This is a genomic window from Virgibacillus sp. CM-4 (genome assembly GCF_000445495.1).
Classification (GTDB): domain Bacteria; phylum Bacillota; class Bacilli; order Bacillales; family Amphibacillaceae; genus Virgibacillus; species Virgibacillus salexigens.
This window is the reverse complement of record NZ_AUQA01000006.1, coordinates 819,463-839,903: the sequence shown is the minus strand read 5'-3', so window position 1 is coordinate 839,903 and position 20,441 is coordinate 819,463. Positions and strand designations below refer to the sequence as shown.

17 protein-coding genes are annotated in these 20,441 nt (G+C 36.4%); 16 read left to right on the top strand and 1 reads right to left on the bottom strand.

The window, feature by feature from the left end:
• Positions 1-227: 227 nt before the first annotated feature.
• Entirely contained in the window at positions 228-722 is a 495-nt protein-coding gene (locus M948_RS37530; protein ID WP_021291682.1) for an RsfA family transcriptional regulator, read from the top strand.
• Between the two features lie 230 nt (positions 723-952).
• Here M948_RS37530 and M948_RS37525 read toward each other — a convergent pair whose 3' ends face one another.
• Positions 953-1,435 carry an N-acetyltransferase gene (locus M948_RS37525; protein ID WP_021291681.1) on the bottom strand — a complete coding sequence of 161 codons (483 nt, stop codon included), beginning with the start codon at positions 1,433-1,435 and terminating at the stop codon, positions 953-955.
• Between the two features lie 143 nt (positions 1,436-1,578).
• Here M948_RS37525 and M948_RS37520 point away from each other — a divergent pair, with 143 nt between their 5' ends.
• The 15 genes from M948_RS37520 to ftsZ all read left to right on the top strand — a co-directional run bounded on the left by M948_RS37520 (position 1,579) and on the right by ftsZ (position 20,378).
• Positions 1,579-1,959, top strand: coding sequence for a DUF3397 domain-containing protein (locus M948_RS37520; RefSeq protein WP_021291680.1), 381 nt, complete (start codon positions 1,579-1,581; stop codon positions 1,957-1,959).
• An 80-nt stretch (positions 1,960-2,039) separates the two neighbouring features.
• Positions 2,040-3,668, top strand: a complete 1,629-nt coding sequence (bshC, locus tag M948_RS37515) for a bacillithiol biosynthesis cysteine-adding enzyme BshC (RefSeq protein ID WP_231378690.1) — start codon at positions 2,040-2,042, stop codon at positions 3,666-3,668.
• Between the two features lie 195 nt (positions 3,669-3,863).
• On the top strand, positions 3,864-4,295 hold the full coding sequence (gene mraZ, locus M948_RS37510; protein WP_021291678.1) for a division/cell wall cluster transcriptional repressor MraZ: 432 nt from the start codon (positions 3,864-3,866) through the stop codon (positions 4,293-4,295).
• A gap of 86 nt (positions 4,296-4,381) precedes the next feature.
• Entirely contained in the window at positions 4,382-5,359 is a 978-nt protein-coding gene (rsmH, locus tag M948_RS37505; protein WP_021291677.1) for a 16S rRNA (cytosine(1402)-N(4))-methyltransferase RsmH, read from the top strand.
• The gene (gene ftsL, locus M948_RS37500; protein WP_021291676.1) at positions 5,359-5,733 is read left to right on the top strand and encodes a cell division protein FtsL; all 375 of its coding nucleotides are present in this window, start codon (positions 5,359-5,361) and stop codon (positions 5,731-5,733) included. The genes rsmH and ftsL overlap by 1 nt, the downstream gene beginning before the upstream one ends.
• A gap of 28 nt (positions 5,734-5,761) precedes the next feature.
• The gene (locus tag M948_RS37495; protein WP_021291675.1) at positions 5,762-7,993 is read left to right on the top strand and encodes a penicillin-binding protein; all 2,232 of its coding nucleotides are present in this window, start codon (positions 5,762-5,764) and stop codon (positions 7,991-7,993) included.
• Positions 7,994-8,075: 82 nt separating this feature from the next.
• Positions 8,076-10,007 carry a stage V sporulation protein D gene (locus M948_RS37490; RefSeq protein WP_021291674.1) on the top strand — a complete coding sequence of 644 codons (1,932 nt, stop codon included), beginning with the start codon at positions 8,076-8,078 and terminating at the stop codon, positions 10,005-10,007.
• Positions 10,008-10,129: 122 nt separating this feature from the next.
• Positions 10,130-11,602, top strand: a complete 1,473-nt coding sequence (locus tag M948_RS37485) for a UDP-N-acetylmuramoyl-L-alanyl-D-glutamate--2,6-diaminopimelate ligase (RefSeq protein ID WP_021291673.1) — start codon at positions 10,130-10,132, stop codon at positions 11,600-11,602.
• A 2-nt stretch (positions 11,603-11,604) separates the two neighbouring features.
• Positions 11,605-12,966: a UDP-N-acetylmuramoyl-tripeptide--D-alanyl-D-alanine ligase gene (gene murF / locus M948_RS37480; protein WP_021291672.1), complete on the top strand. Its 1,362-nt coding sequence runs from the start codon at positions 11,605-11,607 to the stop codon at positions 12,964-12,966.
• Between the two features lie 30 nt (positions 12,967-12,996).
• Positions 12,997-13,983, top strand: coding sequence for a phospho-N-acetylmuramoyl-pentapeptide-transferase (gene mraY, locus M948_RS37475; RefSeq protein ID WP_021291671.1), 987 nt, complete (start codon positions 12,997-12,999; stop codon positions 13,981-13,983).
• Positions 13,980-15,329 (top strand): UDP-N-acetylmuramoyl-L-alanine--D-glutamate ligase, encoded by a 1,350-nt coding sequence (gene murD, locus M948_RS37470; RefSeq protein WP_021291670.1) that lies wholly within the window; start codon positions 13,980-13,982, stop codon positions 15,327-15,329. Before mraY ends, murD begins: the two co-directional genes overlap by 4 nt.
• An 80-nt stretch (positions 15,330-15,409) precedes the next feature.
• Positions 15,410-16,528 (top strand): stage V sporulation protein E, encoded by a 1,119-nt coding sequence (gene spoVE, locus M948_RS37465; protein WP_021291669.1) that lies wholly within the window; start codon positions 15,410-15,412, stop codon positions 16,526-16,528.
• Between the two features lie 186 nt (positions 16,529-16,714).
• Positions 16,715-17,524, top strand: a complete 810-nt coding sequence (locus tag M948_RS37460; RefSeq protein ID WP_021291668.1) for a cell division protein FtsQ/DivIB — start codon at positions 16,715-16,717, stop codon at positions 17,522-17,524.
• A 295-nt stretch (positions 17,525-17,819) separates the two neighbouring features.
• Positions 17,820-19,106, top strand: a complete 1,287-nt coding sequence (ftsA, locus tag M948_RS37455) for a cell division protein FtsA (RefSeq protein ID WP_021291667.1) — start codon at positions 17,820-17,822, stop codon at positions 19,104-19,106.
• A gap of 105 nt (positions 19,107-19,211) precedes the next feature.
• Entirely contained in the window at positions 19,212-20,378 is a 1,167-nt protein-coding gene (gene ftsZ, locus M948_RS37450) for a cell division protein FtsZ (protein WP_021291666.1), read from the top strand.
• Positions 20,379-20,441 lie beyond the last annotated feature (63 nt).

Sequence of the window (20,441 nt, the reverse complement as noted above, 5' to 3'; positions counted from 1 at the left end):
TTAAAATTACGAGTAAACAGGTCACAGTAAGTGATCTGTTTTTATTTTTGTTAAAATATAGTTTGTCTATTTGCTGTAGGGAAAAACTAATAGTTGCTACTTGTATTGACGAAGAATGGGCATGAAAACGGCACGAAATTATTTAAAAATGAAAAAACTGTTAAAAATACATTCTATCACTCCTAGTTTTCGCATACATTGATAGCAAATGTATAAGGAGGGATGATATGAATGCAACGCGACAAGATGCCTGGACAAAGGATGAAGATATTTTACTTGCTGATACAGTCTTACGCTATATAAGAGACGGGAAGACACAATTAGAGGCCTTTAAAGAAGTAGCTAATAAGCTATCAAGAACTGCTGCTGCTTGTGGGTTTCGATGGAATGCTTCTATTCGCAAGCAATATCAGGATGCTATACAAACAGCGAAAGAAGAAAGAAAACAAGGAAATCGAAAAGATATTTGGAGTTTTTCTGAACCGCATGATCATGAAAGAGAAACAATAGAGACAGCTATTTTGTTATTGGAACGCATGAAGTCCAACTTTGGAATTACGAATGAAAATCATCTAAAAGCACATCAAGAGAAGACAGAACAATTAGAAAAAGAAAATGCCCAATTAAAGGAAGTATTGGCTCGTTATGAAAATGCCTGGGAAGAAATGGGGAAACTTTGGAACTGGGTAGAACCAGAAAAGGATTTTCAAAAGTTGAAGTGAAAATAGAATGTGGAATTATTTATAGAACTTTTCTTCACGTTTATACATCCATTTACTAAATCAGTGTAAAGAAGACAATCTCTCGTATTTAAACACATCACTTTAAATAGGCAATTAGTGTCTATACTGTTAAGAGGGATGATTTTCTTTTAAAACAAAACCTTGCCTGTTAAAAAAAGACATGAATGCATTCACACATTCATGTCTTTAGTTGTATATGGACGCCATATTTAATTAGTGTGTTCTTGTTCTTTAACACCTTCAGGTAGCCAAATTAACGGATTTTCCCCTAAATCCCTTTCCATTTCGTAGTGAGCTTTTTGGAAGCCCATTTTTTCCCAAAAACCATGAGAATTAATGCGTGGATTTGTTTTAATTGGTATATTGTATCCTTTGGCAAAATCGACAAGTACTTTACCGTAGCCTTCCCCTTGATATTCAGGTAAGACTTCTAATTTCCACAGAGTTAAATAATCTTGGGCTGGCTCAAAGTAAAAATCGTATTTTTTGTTTATTTTATAAAGACTCATGCGGGCAATTAGACTGTCACCAATATAAATTCCGTAAAATGGTGAATCGTTTTGATTCTCGATCATATTGTTTTCAAGATCTTCAAGCATCGATAATTCTTGATTTCCATACTCCTTAAAATGTTTAAACTTTTCAAGTGTTTTATAATTGATCATGAGTTTTTCCACTTTCACAGCTTGCATAATAACTCCCCCTCGTATCTGTGGTGTATGGTTTTGTGAAATTATTTTTGCTTTTCTATATATTTATTATAATATAAAAAGAGGACAGATGAAATAAAAGAATGATAAAAGACCAATAATGGCATTTTTGTGGAGGGATTAGAATGGGGAATGGTCTTATCTATATTTTCGCATTTTTTATTACAGCTCCAATCGTAATTACATTTATTATTTATGTGATTGCTTATATGGCAAGCAATTACCGACTGAAAGCCTTCCATCATGCAGTAAATTGGACAACATGGTTATACATTATTTCCGTGATTGTTTTAACAAAAATGATCTTCGGAGTGCAAATGGTTGGTATCGTCATTGTATTATTGCTAATCATACTAGGTGCTATTATGTTTTCGCAATGGAAAATACAAACAGAAATCATACTGAGAAAAGCTTTGAAAATTATGTGGCGATTTTCTTTTTTATTGTTTGCATTTCTATATATTGGACTTATTTTGATTGGTGTTATTCAAAAGATAGTCAGTTAGCATTTGCTTATAAACAGATGACATGAAATTTTCGTTTTTTTTATGTACAATACATGAAGGACATTACATATAGAAGGAGCATGGGATCTATGCAGGTCGACCCTATCGTTTTGGAAAAACAAAACAAACTAGTAAAAGATTATCGAGATAATGCGGGGCAAATCACCGCTTTTTTTGACTATCCAATACCAAATAAGTTTTATCAGAGGTATCAAGATCTCAAAGAACGATGTTTTAAGCGAGAAGCGCTAAGCCAAGTACTACGTACGATTAATAAGCAGTGGGGTGCTCCGTCATCTACATATCATAATATCGATCGACTTGAAAGAGAAGATAGTGTTGTGGTTATTGGTGGACAGCAAGCTGGATTATTAACTGGTCCAATGTATACCATTAATAAAGTGATATCGATTATCCAACTTGCGAAAGAACAGGAAGAAAAATTGCAAGTTCCGGTGATTCCTGTTTTTTGGATTGCTGGAGAGGACCACGATTTTGAAGAAGTAAACCATGTATTTTTACCACATGAACAACAGATGAAAAAATTCAAGTTGCATGATCAAAATTGGGAAAAACGATCGTTGTCTGAAAAGGCAATCGATCACAACAAAATGGAAGAATGGCTCGACTCCTTGTTTGTTCAATTATCAGAAACAGATCATACGAAGGGTTTGCATGAACGAATTAAACAGTGTTTGTCTCAGTCTAATACCTATGTAGATTTCTTTGCAACGTTAATTTATCAACTATTTCCTGATCATGGATTAGTATTGATCGACTCAGGAAACCATCTCGTGCGTAAACTAGAAAGCGAGTATTTTATTCAATTAATCGAAAATCAACTCAAAATTAGTGAAGGGGTATGCAATGCGTTAATGGATTTAGATCAATATGGTTATTCAGTATCGTTAGAAGTTGAAAAATCAGATGCGCATCTATTCTTTCATAAAGATAATGAACGAATCCTACTCCGACGAACAGCAGATGGACAGTGGCAGGGAAAACAAAATGAAGTGCTATTATCGACAGAGGAAATAATCTCAGTTGCCAAAGAAAATCCAGAGAGTTTAAGTAATAATGTAGTAACAAGGCCAGTAATGCAAGAGTTAGTCTTCCCCACTCTAGCTTTCATTGGTGGTCCGGGTGAGATAAGTTATTGGTCTGCTTTAAAACCAGCTTTTCATGCACTGGAAATAAATATGCCACCAGTATTACCACGTCTTTCCTTTACTATTATTGAGCGGCAAGTGGAAAAGTTATTAAAGGAATATCATATTTCTGCCCACTATGCAATCAACTATGGGACAATGGATGAGAAAAAGCAGTGGTTTGAAGAAAAGAATCAACCTGCCGTTGACAAAGTAGCGCAGCAAGTTAAAAAAGCTGTTGAAGAAGCACATGTACCGTTAAAAGAATTGGCTAAAGGCATGGGTAATGATTTAGGTGATTTAGCTGATAAAAACTTATATTACTTGAAAGATACGATAAACTTTTTAGAAGATCGGTTGATAAAAGCGTTAGAAGAAGAGCATTCAGAAGAGTTAGCAGCATTTAATTCCCTACACTGTACACTACAACCAGAAGATGGGTTGCAAGAACGAATATGGAATCCACTACCTTGGCTAAATCGTTATGGTTTAGAAATTATAAAAGAAATTACTGATCACTCTTTCCCACTTGAGAATGAACACTATGCTATTTATTTGTAATAATAGGGATAATCCCCCACTTTCATTTTATTTTATAAATTAAAGCCGTTATACCTTGGTATAACGGCTTTTTTGTTTGTTTTAAATTAGTGCTTAATGGTTAATTTTATGGCAGAAATAAATAAATTTAAAAAACTAGTGGTGAATAGTGGGGCAATGTGGTAATATAGATTGTACGAAGGTGGGGCGGACTATATGTTCATGGGTGAATACCAACATAACATTGATACTAAAGGTAGAATCATTGTCCCTTCTAAGTTCCGTGAAGAGCTTGGAGAAAACTTTGTTGTGACTCGTGGACTGGATAAATGTCTGTTTGCTTATCCAATGGAAGAATGGAAATTATTGGAAGAAAAGTTAAAAAAACTCCCACTTACAAAAAAAGATGCAAGAGCTTTTACACGGTTTTTCTTCTCTGGGGCTATTGAATGTGAAATAGACAAACAGGGAAGGATAAACATTCCACAAACTTTACGAAACTATGCTGCTTTAGAAAAGGAATGTGTCGTGATTGGAGTATCAAATCGAATTGAAATTTGGTCCAATGAAAATTGGGAAACGTATTTTTCTGACTCAGAGGAATCTTTCACAGAAATTGCTGAAAACCTCATGGACTTTGACATTTAAGTGATGAATTTTCATTTCAACTCAGATTACCGATTATGGATAACAAATGCAATCAAAAGCGGCAAGGGTAGAAATGGGTGTATGACATGTTTGAACATTATAGTGTCTTAAAAGAAGAGACGATTAAAGGGCTGAATATTCAACCGAACGGTATATATATTGACTGTACGGTTGGTGGAGGCGGTCATTCTGAAGCAATCGCATCACAATTAGGTGAGAATGGGTTATTGATTGCTTTTGATCAAGACCTAGAAGCTTTAGAGGCGGCAAAACATCGATTAGCTGCTTACCAAGATCGCATTTTATTTATTCATTCCAATTTTAGCCAACTTGAAGAAGCATTGACTAAACAACAAATTAAACATATTGACGGTATTTTATTTGATTTAGGCGTATCTTCTCCTCAATTGGATAGAGGAGAGAGAGGTTTTAGCTATCAACATGATGCGAAGCTTGATATGCGAATGGATCAAACAAAAGACTTAGATGCATATCAAATCGTAAACCATTGGGAATATAACGACTTAGTAAAAATTTTCTTTCGTTATGGAGAAGAAAAGTTTTCAAAGCAAATCGCCAGGAAAATTGAAGCATTCCGTAAAAACAAACCAATTCAGACAACACATGAGTTAGTAGAAATTATTAAAGAAAGTATACCTGCGCCAGCAAGACGAAAAGGCGGACATCCTGCGAAGCGCATCTTTCAGGCGATACGAATTGCTGTTAATGATGAACTAGGTGTTTTTAATGAAGCTCTTCATCAAGCAGCACGATCGATTGCTGTTGGAGGAAGAATTACGGTAATAACCTTTCATTCTTTGGAGGACAGGCTATGCAAACAAGCCTTTAAGAAATGGAGTACTCCGAAAGAGACACCAAGGAATTTGCCTATTTTGCCTAAAGAAAATCAAGCACCATTTCGTCTAATTACAAGAAAACCAATTGTTGCAAACGATGAGGAGTTAGAAGAGAATCGTAGATCACGGTCTGCAAAGCTGCGTATCATTGAAAAAGTGACGGACTGGAACGAACAATTTACGTATGAGGAAGGGTGGAGAAAATAATGAGTGCAAATCATGCAAGAACTTGGGAACCGACAAAACCGCAGCAAACGCCAAGCCAAGAACAATCTACAACTGTAAGGGTTCATAGACAGGGGTGGATAACGAAAGGAGAAAAATTAATATATTCCATTGTAGCAGTCTGTATTATTATAGCAGGTATATACATGGTTTCTTTTTCTTCGTCAACGGACACGGTAAATCGTGAAATGCAGCAATTAGAAACTCAAGTAAACACACAAAAATCAGTCAATGAACAGTTAAGCTTTGAAAAAAAAGAATTAAGCCGTCCTGAACGTATAACAAAAATCGCAAAAGAAAATGGGTTGAAAATCCAAGATGCTAAAGTAAAACAAGCACACGAGATGAACAACTAAATAACTAATTACTCAAGGAGAACATGTTATGAGGAAAAATAAAACTACTCACTTCATGGCAGGGATTCTAATTATCTTTTTTGTTGGTATATTCTTGACGTTGACAGGGCGTTTTCTTTATATACAAGCAACCGGAGAAATTAATGATGTTTCATTGGAGGAATGGGCAGATAAAAAACGAACAGCTTCTTATACATTACCTGCTGAACGTGGAAAAATATATGATAGTAATGGAATGACTTTGGCGTATGATCGGCCAACATATCGTTTATACGCCATTGTTGATGAAGCTTATTCCGAAGATTTAGAGGAGCCAAAGCATGTTAAAGATCCGGAGAAAACTGCGGAAATGCTGGCTCCTCTATTAGATATGGAAGAAAGTGATATTCTTAAGCGTTTAAAGACAGGAATTGAAGAAGATAGGTTCCAAGTGGAATTCGGTACGAATGCGAGAGAACTTTCACAACAAAAGAAAGATGAAATTGCTGCCTTAGACCTGCCAGGAATTAATTTTGAGGAAGAAGCAGTGCGATTTTATCCAAATGGGATGTTTGCTTCACAAATCATTGGTTTTGCTAGGGAACTTGAGCAAGAAAATGAGAATGGTGGCACAACACAGGAAATCAAAGGAATTGCCGGTATGGAAAACCAGATGAATGCCTTGTTAAGTGGAAAAGATGGTCGTATTTCTTACCAACGTGACAATTATAATACAAAGCTACTTCATCCTGAAGAAGTGGTTACAGAACCAGAGGATGGAGATGATGTTTACTTAACAATTGATCAAAAAATACAGATGTTGTTAGAGGATACCTTAACACAAGTGGATGAAGAATATAATCCAGAAAGAATTTCAGCTGTAGTTATGGACCCGAAGACTGGAGAAGTTGTAGCTATGAGTAACCGTCCTAGTTACAATCCAAATAATCCTGAGGATGTAGAAAATTGGTATAATGATGTTGTCTCTACACCGTTTGAACCAGGTTCAACCGTTAAGATGTTTACTTGGGCGGCGGCAATTGAAGAAGGTGTCTATAATGGGAATGACACGTTTAAATCCGGAAGTTATCAACCGAATGAACAAATAAAGCCAGTACATGATCATAATGGTGGTGAAGGATGGGGGACGATCACGTATGATGAAGGTTTTCAACGGTCGTCTAACGTCGCTGCTTCTAAATTAGCATGGGAAAAGATCGGTCCAGATAAGTACTTAGAATATCTAAAGGCATTTCAACTGGATCAAAAAACCGATATTGATTTACCGAATGAAACGGCTGGCGAGATATTATATAAATGGCCTGCTGAAAAGCTGACAACCGCTTTTGGGCAAGGTACAACATTAACACCGATTCAACAAATGAAGGCAGCGACAGCTATTGCAAATGATGGTAAAATGTTACAACCCTATGTGATAGATAAAATAGTTGATTCTAACTCTGGAGAAATATTAAAAGAGAAATCACCAAATGTGGTAGGTCAACCTATTTCAAAAGATACTTCTGAACAAGTGTTAAAACTCCTAGAATCTGTAGTAAATGGTGAAAAAGGTACCGGAAAAATGTATAAACTAGATGATTATACTGTCGGAGGTAAAACAGGTACTGCGCAAATTCCAAATCCAGAGGGTGGTTATCTAACAGGCAATGAAAATCATATCTTTTCATTCCTAGGTATGGCACCAATAGATGATCCACAGTTAATGATGTATGTATCTGTGAAACAACCAAAGCTTGAGCCAAAAGAAGACGGTACGATACCAACAGGTTCCGAACCCGTATCCTTTATATTTAAAAATGTAATGGAAAATGGTTTGCATTACTTAAATATAAATCCGGATAAAGAGAAGACGGAAGGTGTGAATAGAGTTGAAATTCCTTCCCTTATTGGAAAGAATGCAAAAGATATTGAAAAAGAATTATCTGAGAAGGGATTACAAGTAACAGTAGCTGGTAAAGGGGAAATTACTGCAAGTAATGTAACGGAAGGGGATAGTGTATTACCAAATGATCATATTATTTTGGTAACAGAAAATCCAAAGATGCCTAAAATTATTGGCTGGTCATTAAGAGATGCTTTACAACTAGCTAATCTATTGGAATTAAAAACAGAGACATTTGGTAATGGTTATGTTGTAACACAGAATATAGAATCAGGAAAAGCAGTCAAAAAAGGTGATTATTTAGGAATTGAGTTAGAGCTCCCTAATCAAGAACAACAAAGTGAGGAAGAAGCAGAAGAAGAAAATAATGAAAGTTAAAACCAGTAGAGAAACAGTGTTCTAATCCAGTTTCTTTGTTCATATAGTGGATACAAGCATGTCTACGAAAAGGAGATGTACTATGAAACGTGTATCCGCTGTAACGACGAAGAAAAGGATAGTCGCTGTTTTTCTTATTGGCGTATTAATTTTTACGGTTATTGATATTCGCTTGGGCTATGTCCAATTTATGATAGGTGATAAATTAATGGGACAGGCTACTGAACTATGGACAAGAGATATCGAATTTGAGCCGGAAAGAGGAAATATCTTAGATAGGAATGGTGAAGTACTTGCAGAAAATGTTACAGCTCCTTCTGTAGTCGTCGTACCAAGACAAATTGTGAATCCAAAACAAACTGCTGAAAACTTAGCGTCTATTCTAGACATATCTTATGATAAAGCATATGCGTATGTCACTAGGGATGCTTCGAGTGTCAACATCCATCCAGAGGGACGAAAGATTAATGAAAAACAAGAAAAAGCTATACGTACACTAGATATGAGTGGTGTTTACTTAGCAAAAGATTCGAAGCGACATTATCCATACGGAGACGATCTTTCTCATGTATTGGGTTTTGCCGGGATCGACAATCAAGGATTAATGGGCCTGGAGCTATATTATGATGAAAAATTAAGTGGAGAGAAAGGCAGCCTTTCGTTTTATTCCGATGCTAAAGGGAGAAGATTAGATCGATTAGCAGACGACTATTCCCCGCCAGAAGATGGATTAGACTTAAAAACAACAATTAATACGAAGGTCCAAACAATTATGGAACGTGAATTAGACTTGGCTGTATCTAAGTATAATCCAGATGGCGCGTTAGCAATTGCTGTTAACCCTAAAACAGGTGGTGTATTAGGGATGACAACAAGACCCAATTTTTATCCAGAAAATTATCAAGAAGTAGATTCCGATATCTTTGATCGAAATTTACCAATTTGGAGCACATATGAACCAGGTTCCACATTTAAAATTATTACGCTAGCGGCTGCTCTGGAAGAGGATGTAGTAGATTTAGAAAACGACCATTTTCATGATGATGGGGATATTTCTGTTGGTGGTGCCGAACTACATTGCTGGAAAAGCGGTGGGCATGGACATCAAAGCTACTTAGAAGTAGTACAAAATTCATGTAACCCTGGCTTTGTAAGTCTAGGACAAATGTTAGGTACAGAAAAGCTATTCTCTTATATTCATAATTTTGGGTTCGGCCAAAAAACCGGAATTGATTTGCAGGGCGAAGGTAATGGGATACTATTCAAACCAGAAAATGTGGGTCCAGTAGAATTAGCTACAACAGCATTTGGCCAAGGGGTATCTGTAACACCGATTCAGCAAGTTATGGCTGTAGCGGCTGCTGTAAATGGAGGCTATCTATATGAGCCTTATATAGCAAAAGAGTGGGTTAACTCAAAAACTAATCAAGTTACTGAAAAAATAGAACCAACACTCAAGGAGCGTGTGATCTCAGAATCTACTTCAAAAGAAATTCGAAATGCCTTAGAGAGTGTTGTCGCAAAAGGAACAGGTCGTCCGGCTTATGTTGATGGTTACCGAGTAGGCGGAAAAACGGGAACCGCCCAGAAAGTTGGACCGGATGGAAGATACATGGAAAATAATTATATTGTATCATTTATCGGATTCGCACCAGCAGATGACCCGGAAATTGTGGTATATGTTGCAGTAGATAATCCGAAAAATACCGTGCAATTCGGTGGTACTGTCGCAGCACCAATTGTAGGAAACATTATTGGAGATAGTTTACCAGCTATGGGAGTTGAACCTCGAACTGGAGGGTTGGATAAAGAGTATCAATGGCCAGAACAACCTAAGGTCGAAGTACCAGATTTAATGGGGCTAGAAAAGAAAGAGTTATCCGAATACATGACGAACTTATCTATTCAAACAAGTGGTCAAGGCGATTATATTGTGGATCAAGAACCGAGTCCTGGTACAAAAGTGGAACAGGGCTCAAAAATCAGGATATATTTATCGGAAAATAATCGTTAAACAAGTGGAAATTTGCTATAATAGATAAGCAGAAATCAATAAGAGGGTGATACCACCCTCTTAAAAATTGTTATCTATGAGAATACATATGTGGGATATTATTTTAGAATGGGATGTTACGAATGAATTTAGCAGAATTAATAAGCGCATTACCTTTTTATGAAACGAATGCAAGACTGGATCAAATTGAAATTTCGAATATTGTCATGGATTCACGTGCTGTAAAACCAGGCAATTTATTTGTATGTATTAATGGTTATACCGTGGATGGGCATGACTTTATAGTGCAAGCAGTACAAAATGGAGCACAAGCGATTATTGCTGAAAGACCTGTAGAGGCGGAGGTACCAACCATTGTTGTACCTGATACACAACGTGCCTTATCTATGATAGCAGTGAAATTTTACCACAATCCTTCCACGAAACTTCCATTAATTGGTATTACTGGTACGAATGGGAAAACGACAGTTACTTATATATTAGAAAAGATTTTTAATGAATTTAAAAGAAAGACAGCAGTTATTGGAACCATTCAAATGAAAATAGGTAGTGAAACATATCCGGTTACAAATACAACTCCTGATGCGTTACTACTACAGCAATCTTTTAAAAAAATGCTTGATAAAGGTGTAAACCAAGTAATGATGGAAGTGTCTTCCCATGCGTTAGTCCAAGGCCGTGTCTATGGTTGTGATTATGACATTGCAATTTTTACGAACTTATCGCAGGACCATCTAGATTTTCATAAGGATTTGGATGATTATTTACGAGCAAAGAGTCTGTTATTTGCTCAATTAGGAAATACCTATAGCGAAGAAAATCAAAAGTATGCTGTAATTAATCAGGACGATGATGCTAGTACGCTTCTTAAAAGCAGTACTGCCCAACATGTTATCACCTATGGAGTGAAGCATGCTTCACAAGTCATGGCAAATAATATTACCCTTGGTTCAGGTGGAACAACTTTTCAATTACAGACACCTATTGGTGAAATAATGATTCAGAGTAAATTAATTGGAATGTTTAATGTCTATAATATGCTAGCTGCTAGTGCAGCTGCAGTTTGTTCGAATGTTCCGTTGTCCGTTATCCAAGCCGCGTTAGCGAAGATATCTGGTGTAGATGGTAGGTTTGAGCCAGTAGATGCAGGTCAATCATTTGCAGTCATCGTCGATTATGCACATACTCCAGATTCGTTGGATAATGTTCTGCAAACTGTTAAAGAATTTGCTGAGAATAATGTATTTGTGATTGTTGGTTGTGGAGGAGATCGTGATCGATCGAAGCGTCCTATCATGGCAGAAATTGCTTTGAAATATGCAGATCAAGCAATCTTTACATCCGATAATCCACGTACAGAAAATCCACAGGCAATTTTAGATGACATGACAAACGGTCTGCATCAAGATGAAAATTACCAAGTTATTGTTGATAGGAAAGAGGCGATCCATGTTGCAGTATCGCAGGCAAAAGCCGGTGATGTAATTCTTATTGCTGGTAAAGGCCATGAAACATATCAGCAAGTTGGAAATACGAAATATGATTTTGACGATCGCGAGGTCGCTAAAGAAGCGATTCAAATTAAGGAGAAATGATGATGTTTACGTTAGAATGGCTAGCTAGTTTTTTACAAGAATTCACTGGACAGTTAAAGAACCGATCTATCGACCATGTGTACACAGATAGCAGACTAGAGAAGCAGAATGGGTTATTTATACCAATTATTGGAGAGAACTTTGATGGTCATGACTTTGCAGAACAAGCAATTGACAATGGAGCAACCGCCATTCTATGGGATACAACGAAGAAGCTTCCAGCGAATATACCAAGTACCTTTCCTGTATTTAAGGTGGATAACACCATAAATGCGCTCCAACAAATTGCATTTCACTACCGACATGAGGTTAACCCAACTGTGATTGGAATAACTGGTTCTAATGGTAAAACATCAACAAAAGATATTGTAGCTGCAGTTATGAATAGGAAATATCGTACACATTTTACAGATGGTAATCTAAACAACCATATTGGACTGCCGTTGACTATTTTAACGATGCCTACAAATACGGAAGTGTTAGTATTAGAAATGGGAATGAATAATTTTGGAGAAATACAAACACTTTCTGAGATAGCAAATCCGGATTATGCGGTCATTACAAATATTGGTGAATCACATATTGAGTTTCTTGGTTCTCGCGAAGGAATAGCTAAAGCAAAACTCGAGATTACCAGTGGACTTGCGGAGGAAGGTCAGCTAATTGTTGATGGTGATGAAGCATTATTACAACATGTTCATCACAAGCGGAATGTTCAAACATGTGGTTTTCATAAAAATAACCAAAAGCGAATATCGTCTGTACAATTAAAGCATCAGCAAACGATCTTTAAATTAAATGACGAACCATACACGATTCCTTTTTTAGGAGAACATCATGCCAAGAATGCTGCTTTTGCAATACTATTGGGTGAACTTCTTCATATAGAGAAAGAGGAAATACAAACTGCTTTTTCTAACATGGAAAAAACGGCTATGCGTTTTGAGTGGATTACAGGTAGAAATGAAGCTACACTAATTAATGATGCCTATAATGCATCACCCACATCAATGAAAGCAGCCATTCGAGTTGTAAAGCAGTTAGCTCACTTTCAGGAAAAGATTCTTGTACTTGGGGATGTATTAGAGTTAGGTGAACAATCTGAAAGCTATCATCGTTCCATCGCTGAGGAGATTACTAAACCAATTACGAAAGTATTCACATTTGGTAACGATGCGAAATATATTACAGAAGCACTGAAAGCAAAGCAGATGACAGATGAAATTTTGGCAATGCATTATACTAGTCAGGATGCATTAGTGACAGATTTGAACCCATATTTAAATCAAAACACGGTAATATTATTTAAAGCTTCAAGAGGGTTAAGGTTAGAAGCAATTATCAATCAATTAATTGAATATTAGTTGGACGGTTTTGAACAAGGAGGAGAAATAATGAATATTTCCGTTTTATTAATAACTATAGCAATAGCGTTTCTAATTACCGTCCTTTTCTCTCCAATTTTTATTCCATTTTTACGACGATTAAAGTTTGGACAAAGCATTAGGGAAGAAGGACCACAATCTCATATGAAAAAGACTGGGACTCCAACGATGGGCGGCCTAATGATAGTGTTTAGTGTTATCATTACTTCAATTATAATGGCTGCTAAAACTAGTCCGGATGGTATTGGCTATGAGCTGTGGGTATTACTTCTGGTATTAATCGGCTACGGCCTTTTAGGGTTTTTAGATGATTTTATAAAGGTTGCAATGAAGCGCAACCTTGGCCTTACTTCAAAACAAAAAATGCTGGGCCAATTAATTATTGCACTCATTGTTTATTTCATTTTAAGAGACCAGGGCTTTCCTACTTATATTTCTATACCTGGAACTTCTGTTCAATTAGAATTAGGCTGGGGGTATGCTTTATTAATCATTTTCATGCTTGTTGGTGCATCAAATGCTGTTAACCTAACCGATGGTTTAGATGGATTGCTCGCAGGAACTGCCGCAATTGCATTTGGAGCTTTTGGTATATTAGCATGGTACGGTTTCCCTCAAAATGAAGTTACCATTTTTTCATTAGCTGTAGTCGGTGCATTATTAGGTTTCTTAGTCTTTAATGCACACCCTGCGAAAGTCTTCATGGGAGATACTGGTTCACTGGCACTAGGTGGGGCAATTGCAGCCATTGCAATTTTAACCAAATTAGAGATATTATTAGTTATTATTGGCGGTGTTTTCGTCATAGAGACATTATCAGTAATTATTCAAGTAATTTCTTTTAAAACAACAGGAAAAAGGGTGTTTAAAATGAGCCCACTTCATCATCATTATGAATTATTAGGATGGTCAGAATGGCGTGTAGTTACTACTTTTTGGCTAGTTGGTCTCATTTTTGCAGCTTTAGGTATTTATATTGAGGTGGGCTTAAATTGAGGAAACTTAAAAACTTTCCCTATCAACATGTATTAGTTTTGGGGTTAGCCAAAAGTGGTACAGCTGCTGCAGAAGCTTTATTGAAGAATGGGAAAACAGTACGAATAAATGATAAAAAGGCAACGAAAAATGATCCAGAAGTTATTCGATTGGAAGAGATGGGCGCAGAGGTAGTTATTGGCTCCCATCCTATTGATGTGCTTGACGGCATAGACATTCTTGTCAAGAACCCAGGAATATCTTATGAGAATATTATTGTTGATGGAGCAGTCCAACGTGGAATTCCAGTGATTACTGAAATAGAAATTGCTGCCCAATTAACGGATGCCAATATTATTGGAATCACTGGTTCAAATGGAAAAACGACAACAACAACCTTAACAGCAGAGATGCTAACACAAAGCAAGCAGCCTGTAAAAGTTGCTGGAAACATAGGAATTGTTGCCACTGAGGTAGCTCAAACCATAAACGAAACAGATAACCTCGTGCTAGAACTATCTTCATTTCAATTAATGGGAATTCAAAACTTTAAACCAAATATTGCTGTGCTATTGAATATATTCGAAGCACATTTAGATTATCATAAGACACTTGAAAATTATAAACAAGCGAAGTTTAATATCTTTAAAAATCAAACAAGTGATGATTACTTGGTGTACAATGCGAATGATGAAAGTATCATAGAAGCTGTAAAAGCGTCTTACGCAATAAAAATTCCATTTTCCGTTAAAGAAAAGGTAGCAGATGGGGCATGGATGGATGAGAATTCCTTGTATTTTCAAAATGAAAAAATAATTGACCGATTGGATATCGCTTTATTAGGAGAACATAATTATGAAAATATCCTAGCATCGATTGCTGCTGCAAAATTAAGTGGTGCAACGAATGAAGGGATACAAAATGTCTTATCTATTTTTACTGGTGTAAAGCACCGACTTCAATTTGTAGGTAAGCACAAAGAACGGATGTTTTATAATGATTCAAAAGCAACAAACATTTTAGCTACTCAGAAGGCGTTATCTGCTTTTGAAAAACCAGTTATTTTGTTAGCTGGCGGTTTAGATAGAGGCAATGAATTTTCTGAGTTATTACCATACTTAAATCGCGTGAAAGCAATGGTATTATTTGGCGAGACGGCTGAAAAAATTAAAATGTTAGGGGAAGAGGCAGGGATTTCATCCATTTGTTTAACGGATAATGTACAGACTGCTGTACAAGAAGCATATAATATATCGGAAGAAAAAGATATCATTCTTTTGTCACCAGCATGCGCTAGCTGGGATCAGTATCGAACATTCGAGGAAAGAGGAGACATGTTTATACAAGCCGTGCATACATTAGTATAGGGGCTTGTTTAAAGACATGATAAAAATGAATAACACTTTAAACAACACCCCTAGGTTCAATTATGAAGAGGGGTGTTATTTTGCTGGAAAAATTAAAGAATTCCAAATCACATGCCTCACCTGATTATTTCTTATTAGGTGTTATTATTAGTTTACTTTTAATAGGAGTTATTATGGTTTACAGTTCGTCTTATGTTTGGGCGGAATACAAATTCGGGGATGCTTGGTACTATGTGAAAAGACAAGTATTGTTTGCTGGTGCAGGAATAATAGCAATGCTCTTTACGATGCAAGTACCTTATACCACATGGAAAAAATACGCAAAGCTAATTCTACTGGCATGTTTTGTTTTGTTATTCTTAGTACTTATTCCTGGTATAGGAATGGTTCGTGGCGGTGCACAAAGCTGGATAGGGATTGGAGCCTTTAGTATTCAACCATCTGAGTTTATGAAATTAGGATTGATTATTTTTCTGGCTACTTATCTAGCAGCTAACCAAAAATATATCACTTCGTTCAAAAAAGGTTTCATTCCCTCTATTTTATTAATATTTACTGCATTTGGCCTAATCATGCTACAGCCGGATTTAGGTACTGGTATGGTACTCGTACTCACTTGTATGATTATGGTATTTACTGCTGGTGCTCGTTTATCTCATTTTTTTGGACTAGCAGCATTAGGGTTAATCGGTTTTATTGGTCTAATTGCTTCTGCTCCTTATCGGATTAGTCGGATAACGGCTTTTTTGAATCCTTGGGAAGATCCATTAGGGGATGGATTCCAAATTATACAGTCTTTATATGCGATTGGACCGGGTGGTTTAATGGGTCTAGGATTCGGGAATAGTTTACAGAAGTATTTCTATTTACCTGAACCACAAACTGATTTTATTTTTGCTATATTAGGAGAGGAACTAGGCTTCATTGGAGGTACTATTGTATTGTTGCTTTTTTTACTCCTTTTATGGCGTGGTATCAAGGTTTCACTTGAAGCACCTGATAATTTTTCCAGATTTTTAGCATTAGGTATTGTCTCTATGCTTGCGATTCAAGCAATGATTAATATCAGTGTTGTAATCGGCTTAATTCCTGTTACAGGTATTACGTTGCCGTTTTTGAGTTATGGCGGCTCCTCTTTAACACTAATCCTGTGCTCTGTTGGGATATTGTTAAATATTAGTAAGTATACCAAATTATAAGCAAATACAAGCGAATAAAAGCCGTTTTCTGGTAGAGTAAGATTTCAGTGAGATTAAAATCTTGTTTTTACCTTAACTCTACTACATCAAGTAAGGGATAATGTGATATACTCTTTATAACAGTGAAGAAATGGCATTTTTTGTGCCATTTCTTATTGTTAATTTAGTACAAAGGAAGAAATGGAGATGGCTAAAAAAAAGATTGTTTCGATAGAAGATCGTATTCCGAAGTTGAAACAGGCAAGGAAGAAAAAAGCAAATCGACGATTAATATTTTATCTTTCAATTTTTTTCTTTTTAATTTCCATCATTGTTTATCTGCAATCTCCATTAAGTCAGGTGCGAACGATTGAAATAAAAGGAAATATTTTCCTGACAGATGAACAAGTGCGAGAACAAAGTGAAATAACGGAAGGTATGAATATTTGGACGATGGATAAATCTGCAAATGAAAAAGCCTTAAGTAATAATCCTATCGTTGCTTCCGTTGACATCAATCGCCATTTACCCTGGACAGTATCTATAGAAGTGGAAGAGTATCATCGTGTTGGATATATACAAAAAGATACGAGTTATTATCCAATTTTGGGAAATGGAACAATGCTTCAAAGTATGGAAACAGGAACGTTCTATGGGGACGCTCCATTAATTACCAATTTTGAAGAGGAAAGTTATTTACATAGGATGACAAGTGAGCTTGAGAAGTTACCAAAAAGCCTTCTTAAATTAATTTCAGAGATTCATTGGGCACCAACAGATGATAATAAAAATAAAGTCGTATTATACATGAACGATGGTTTTATGGTAGATGCAACGATACGTAACTTTGCTGAAAGAATGGAAGTGTATCCTTCTATCGTTGCTCAACTAGATGAAGAAAGTAGAGGAATTATCCATATTGGCGTAGGTGCCTACTTTGAATCATTTGATAAGGGTACTAGTTCAGAAGAATCAGAAGCGGAAGTTAATGGAGAAACAGAGGAAAATCAAGAATAGGTAATTAAATTACCGACGAAAGTCATAAGTTCCGCTTTGTTTACGAAATAGTTTAATAGAAGTGGCATGCTTATCGACTTCCTGATTAATAGGATGATTCTCTACGAATTGAGAAATTTGCTTCATTTTTTTAAAAAAATACCGAAAAATAAAGGGAATCCTTTGTTTTATGTGGAATAACCTATATATATTTTATTTTTAGGGAAAGTCTATACTATTATCATATCAGGATAATTACAGAAATGGATAGAGAGAAGTTTGCATGAAGCAACTTCTGAAATAGGGGGTGCCTTACTTGAACAACAATGAAATATTAGTAAGTCTTGATATAGGTACATCAAAAATCAAAGTAATTATAGGTGAAGTGTTAAATGATTCACTAAATATTATTGGAGTCGGTTCTGCAAAATCAAACGGCATGAAAAAAGGTGCTATTATTGATATTGATCAGACGGTCCAATCGATTAGAAATGCGGTTGAACAAGCCGAAAGAATGGTCGGTATGCAAATTGATCGTGTTGTAGTGGGAATTAATGGTAGTCATATACAACTACAACCTTGCCATGGAATAGTAGCGGTTCAAAGTGAAAACCGCGAGATCGATGATGAAGATATAAATCGAGTTATTGATGGAGCACAAGTTATGTCTATTCCTCCGGAGCGAGAAATTATTGATGTGATACCTAAACAGTTCATCGTAGACGGGTTAGATGAAATCAATGATCCTAGAGGGATGATCGGTGTACGATTAGAAATGGAAGGTACGATAATTACTTGTTCCAAGACAATCTTACATAACATTTTAAAATGTGTAGAACGAGCAAACCTACAAATAGCTGACATTTGCTTACAACCGCTTGCTGCCGGTACAATTGCATTATCCAAAGATGAAAGGAATATGGGAGTTGCACTGATCGATGTTGGAGGCGGCTGTTCAACGGTCTCTGTATTTGAGAATGATCAGTTAGTCTCTACAAGTGTCATTCAGCTTGGTGGCGACAATATAACAAAAGACCTTTCAATTGGACTCAGAACATCAACTGAAGAAGCCGAAGATGTTAAATTAAATCATGGACATGCTTTTTATGATTATGCATTAGAGGATGAAGTTTTTGATGTGTCAATTATTGGAAGCAATTCGAAACAAACGTATAACCAACTAGAAATTGCAGACATGATTGAAGCACGAATGGAAGAAATTTATGCATATGCAGAGCGTGAAATCAGGAAAATGGGATATCAGGGACTGCCAGGCGGGTATGTGCTAACTGGTGGTACAATGGCAATGCCAGGAGTACTAGAATTGGCAGAGGATTTATTCCATTCCAATGTACGTATTGCTATACCTGATTACATTGGGGTAAGAGAACCACAATTCACTGCTGGTGTAGGAATCTTGCAATTTGCCTATCGTAATGCGAAAATACAAGGAAAAGAGTTATTTCCTACAGTTATAAGACAAGATCATCAAGAAAATCAACAACCAAAACGAGTGAAAAAGCAACAGAAATCTAATGAACCGAAAGAGAATAAGAAAAAGGAATCTGGGATTGCTAATTTGTTTAAGTACTTTTTTGATTAATTACTTATTCTACGTAAACTAGTTTTAGATATGAAGGTTTATAGTAGATTTAAATGATTAGCTATCTAGAACGCTTGTAATTTTGCATATTAGGAGGAACGAGATATGTTGGATTTTGATACAAACATGGAAGAATTAGCTACAATAAAAGTAATCGGAGTTGGCGGTGGCGGGAATAATGCCGTTAACCGTATGATTGAACATGGTGTTGAAGGCGTTGAATTTATTGCTGTTAACACAGATGCTCAAGCGTTGAATCTATCAAAAGCAGAATTAAAAATACAAATTGGCGGTAAATTAACACGTGGTCTTGGTGCGGGTGCGAACCCGGAAGTCGGGAAAAAAGCTGCGGAAGAAAGTAAAGAGCAATTAGAAGAAGTGCTACAAGGAGCAGATATGATCTTTGTTACTGCCGGAATGGGTGGAGGCACAGGAACGGGTGCTGCACCAGTTATTGCACAAATTGCTAAAGATCTTGGTGCTTTAACGGTTGGTGTCGTTACACGTCCTTTTTCATTTGAAGGAAGGAGACGTTCTACACAAGCTATCTCTGGAATCGAATCATTAAAAGGTGCAGTAGATACATTGATTGTCATTCCAAACGATCGGCTATTAGAAATTGTAGATAAAAACACTCCGATGTTAGAAGCCTTCCGTGAAGCGGATAATGTTCTACGCCAGGGTGTTCAAGGGATTTCTGATCTAATTGCTAAGCCAGGTTTAATTAATGTGGACTTTGCCGATGTAAAAACAATCATGTTTGATAAAGGTTCAGCTCTTATGGGGATTGGGGTTGCTACTGGTGAAACAAGAGCAACGGAAGCTGCTAAAAAGGCAATTTCCTCACCATTACTAGAGACATCAATCGATGGTGCACATGGTATTTTAATGAATATTACTGGTGGTACTAATCTAAGTCTCTATGAAGTTCAAGAAGCAGCTGATTTGGTAACATCAGCTGCTGATAATGAGGTAAATGTCATCTTTGGTTCGGTTATTAATGAGAATCTAAAAGATGAGATCGTGGTTACTGTGATAGCTACAGGTTTTGATGAAACGAATAAACAAATGGAGCAACAAGCCAAACAGCAACGTCCTGTAATTAATCATAAGCAGCATGCTGCAACTCGTATGAATGATGATTTACCAACACGAGATAATAGAGAGCGTGAAACAGAAGTGCCTCAACAACAGAACCGTCCACGTCAAGAAGAAGATGGGTTGGATATTCCGACTTTCCTTCGAAATCGAAACCGAAATCGGAATCGTTAATTCGATGATGGATTTAAAAGCAAGTGTCTATATGGACATTTGCTTTTTTATGGAAAATTTTTT

What these genes read in the sequence shown, in the direction of transcription:
- M948_RS37530 (WP_021291682.1), top strand. Translation starts at nt 228, where the DNA reads ATGAATGCAACGCGACAAGATGCCTGGACAAAGGATGAAGATATTTTA.
- M948_RS37525 (WP_021291681.1), bottom strand. Translation starts at nt 1,435, where the DNA reads ATGCAAGCTGTGAAAGTGGAAAAACTCATGATCAATTATAAAACACTT.
- M948_RS37520 (WP_021291680.1), top strand. Translation starts at nt 1,579, where the DNA reads ATGGGGAATGGTCTTATCTATATTTTCGCATTTTTTATTACAGCTCCA.
- bshC (WP_231378690.1), top strand. Translation starts at nt 2,040, where the DNA reads ATGGGATCTATGCAGGTCGACCCTATCGTTTTGGAAAAACAAAACAAA.
- mraZ (WP_021291678.1), top strand. Translation starts at nt 3,864, where the DNA reads ATGTTCATGGGTGAATACCAACATAACATTGATACTAAAGGTAGAATC.
- rsmH (WP_021291677.1), top strand. Translation starts at nt 4,382, where the DNA reads ATGTTTGAACATTATAGTGTCTTAAAAGAAGAGACGATTAAAGGGCTG.
- ftsL (WP_021291676.1), top strand. Translation starts at nt 5,359, where the DNA reads ATGAGTGCAAATCATGCAAGAACTTGGGAACCGACAAAACCGCAGCAA.
- M948_RS37495 (WP_021291675.1), top strand. Translation starts at nt 5,762, where the DNA reads ATGAGGAAAAATAAAACTACTCACTTCATGGCAGGGATTCTAATTATC.
- M948_RS37490 (WP_021291674.1), top strand. Translation starts at nt 8,076, where the DNA reads ATGAAACGTGTATCCGCTGTAACGACGAAGAAAAGGATAGTCGCTGTT.
- M948_RS37485 (WP_021291673.1), top strand. Translation starts at nt 10,130, where the DNA reads ATGAATTTAGCAGAATTAATAAGCGCATTACCTTTTTATGAAACGAAT.
- murF (WP_021291672.1), top strand. Translation starts at nt 11,605, where the DNA reads ATGTTTACGTTAGAATGGCTAGCTAGTTTTTTACAAGAATTCACTGGA.
- mraY (WP_021291671.1), top strand. Translation starts at nt 12,997, where the DNA reads ATGAATATTTCCGTTTTATTAATAACTATAGCAATAGCGTTTCTAATT.
- M948_RS37460 (WP_021291668.1), top strand. Translation starts at nt 16,715, where the DNA reads ATGGCTAAAAAAAAGATTGTTTCGATAGAAGATCGTATTCCGAAGTTG.
- ftsZ (WP_021291666.1), top strand. Translation starts at nt 19,212, where the DNA reads ATGTTGGATTTTGATACAAACATGGAAGAATTAGCTACAATAAAAGTA.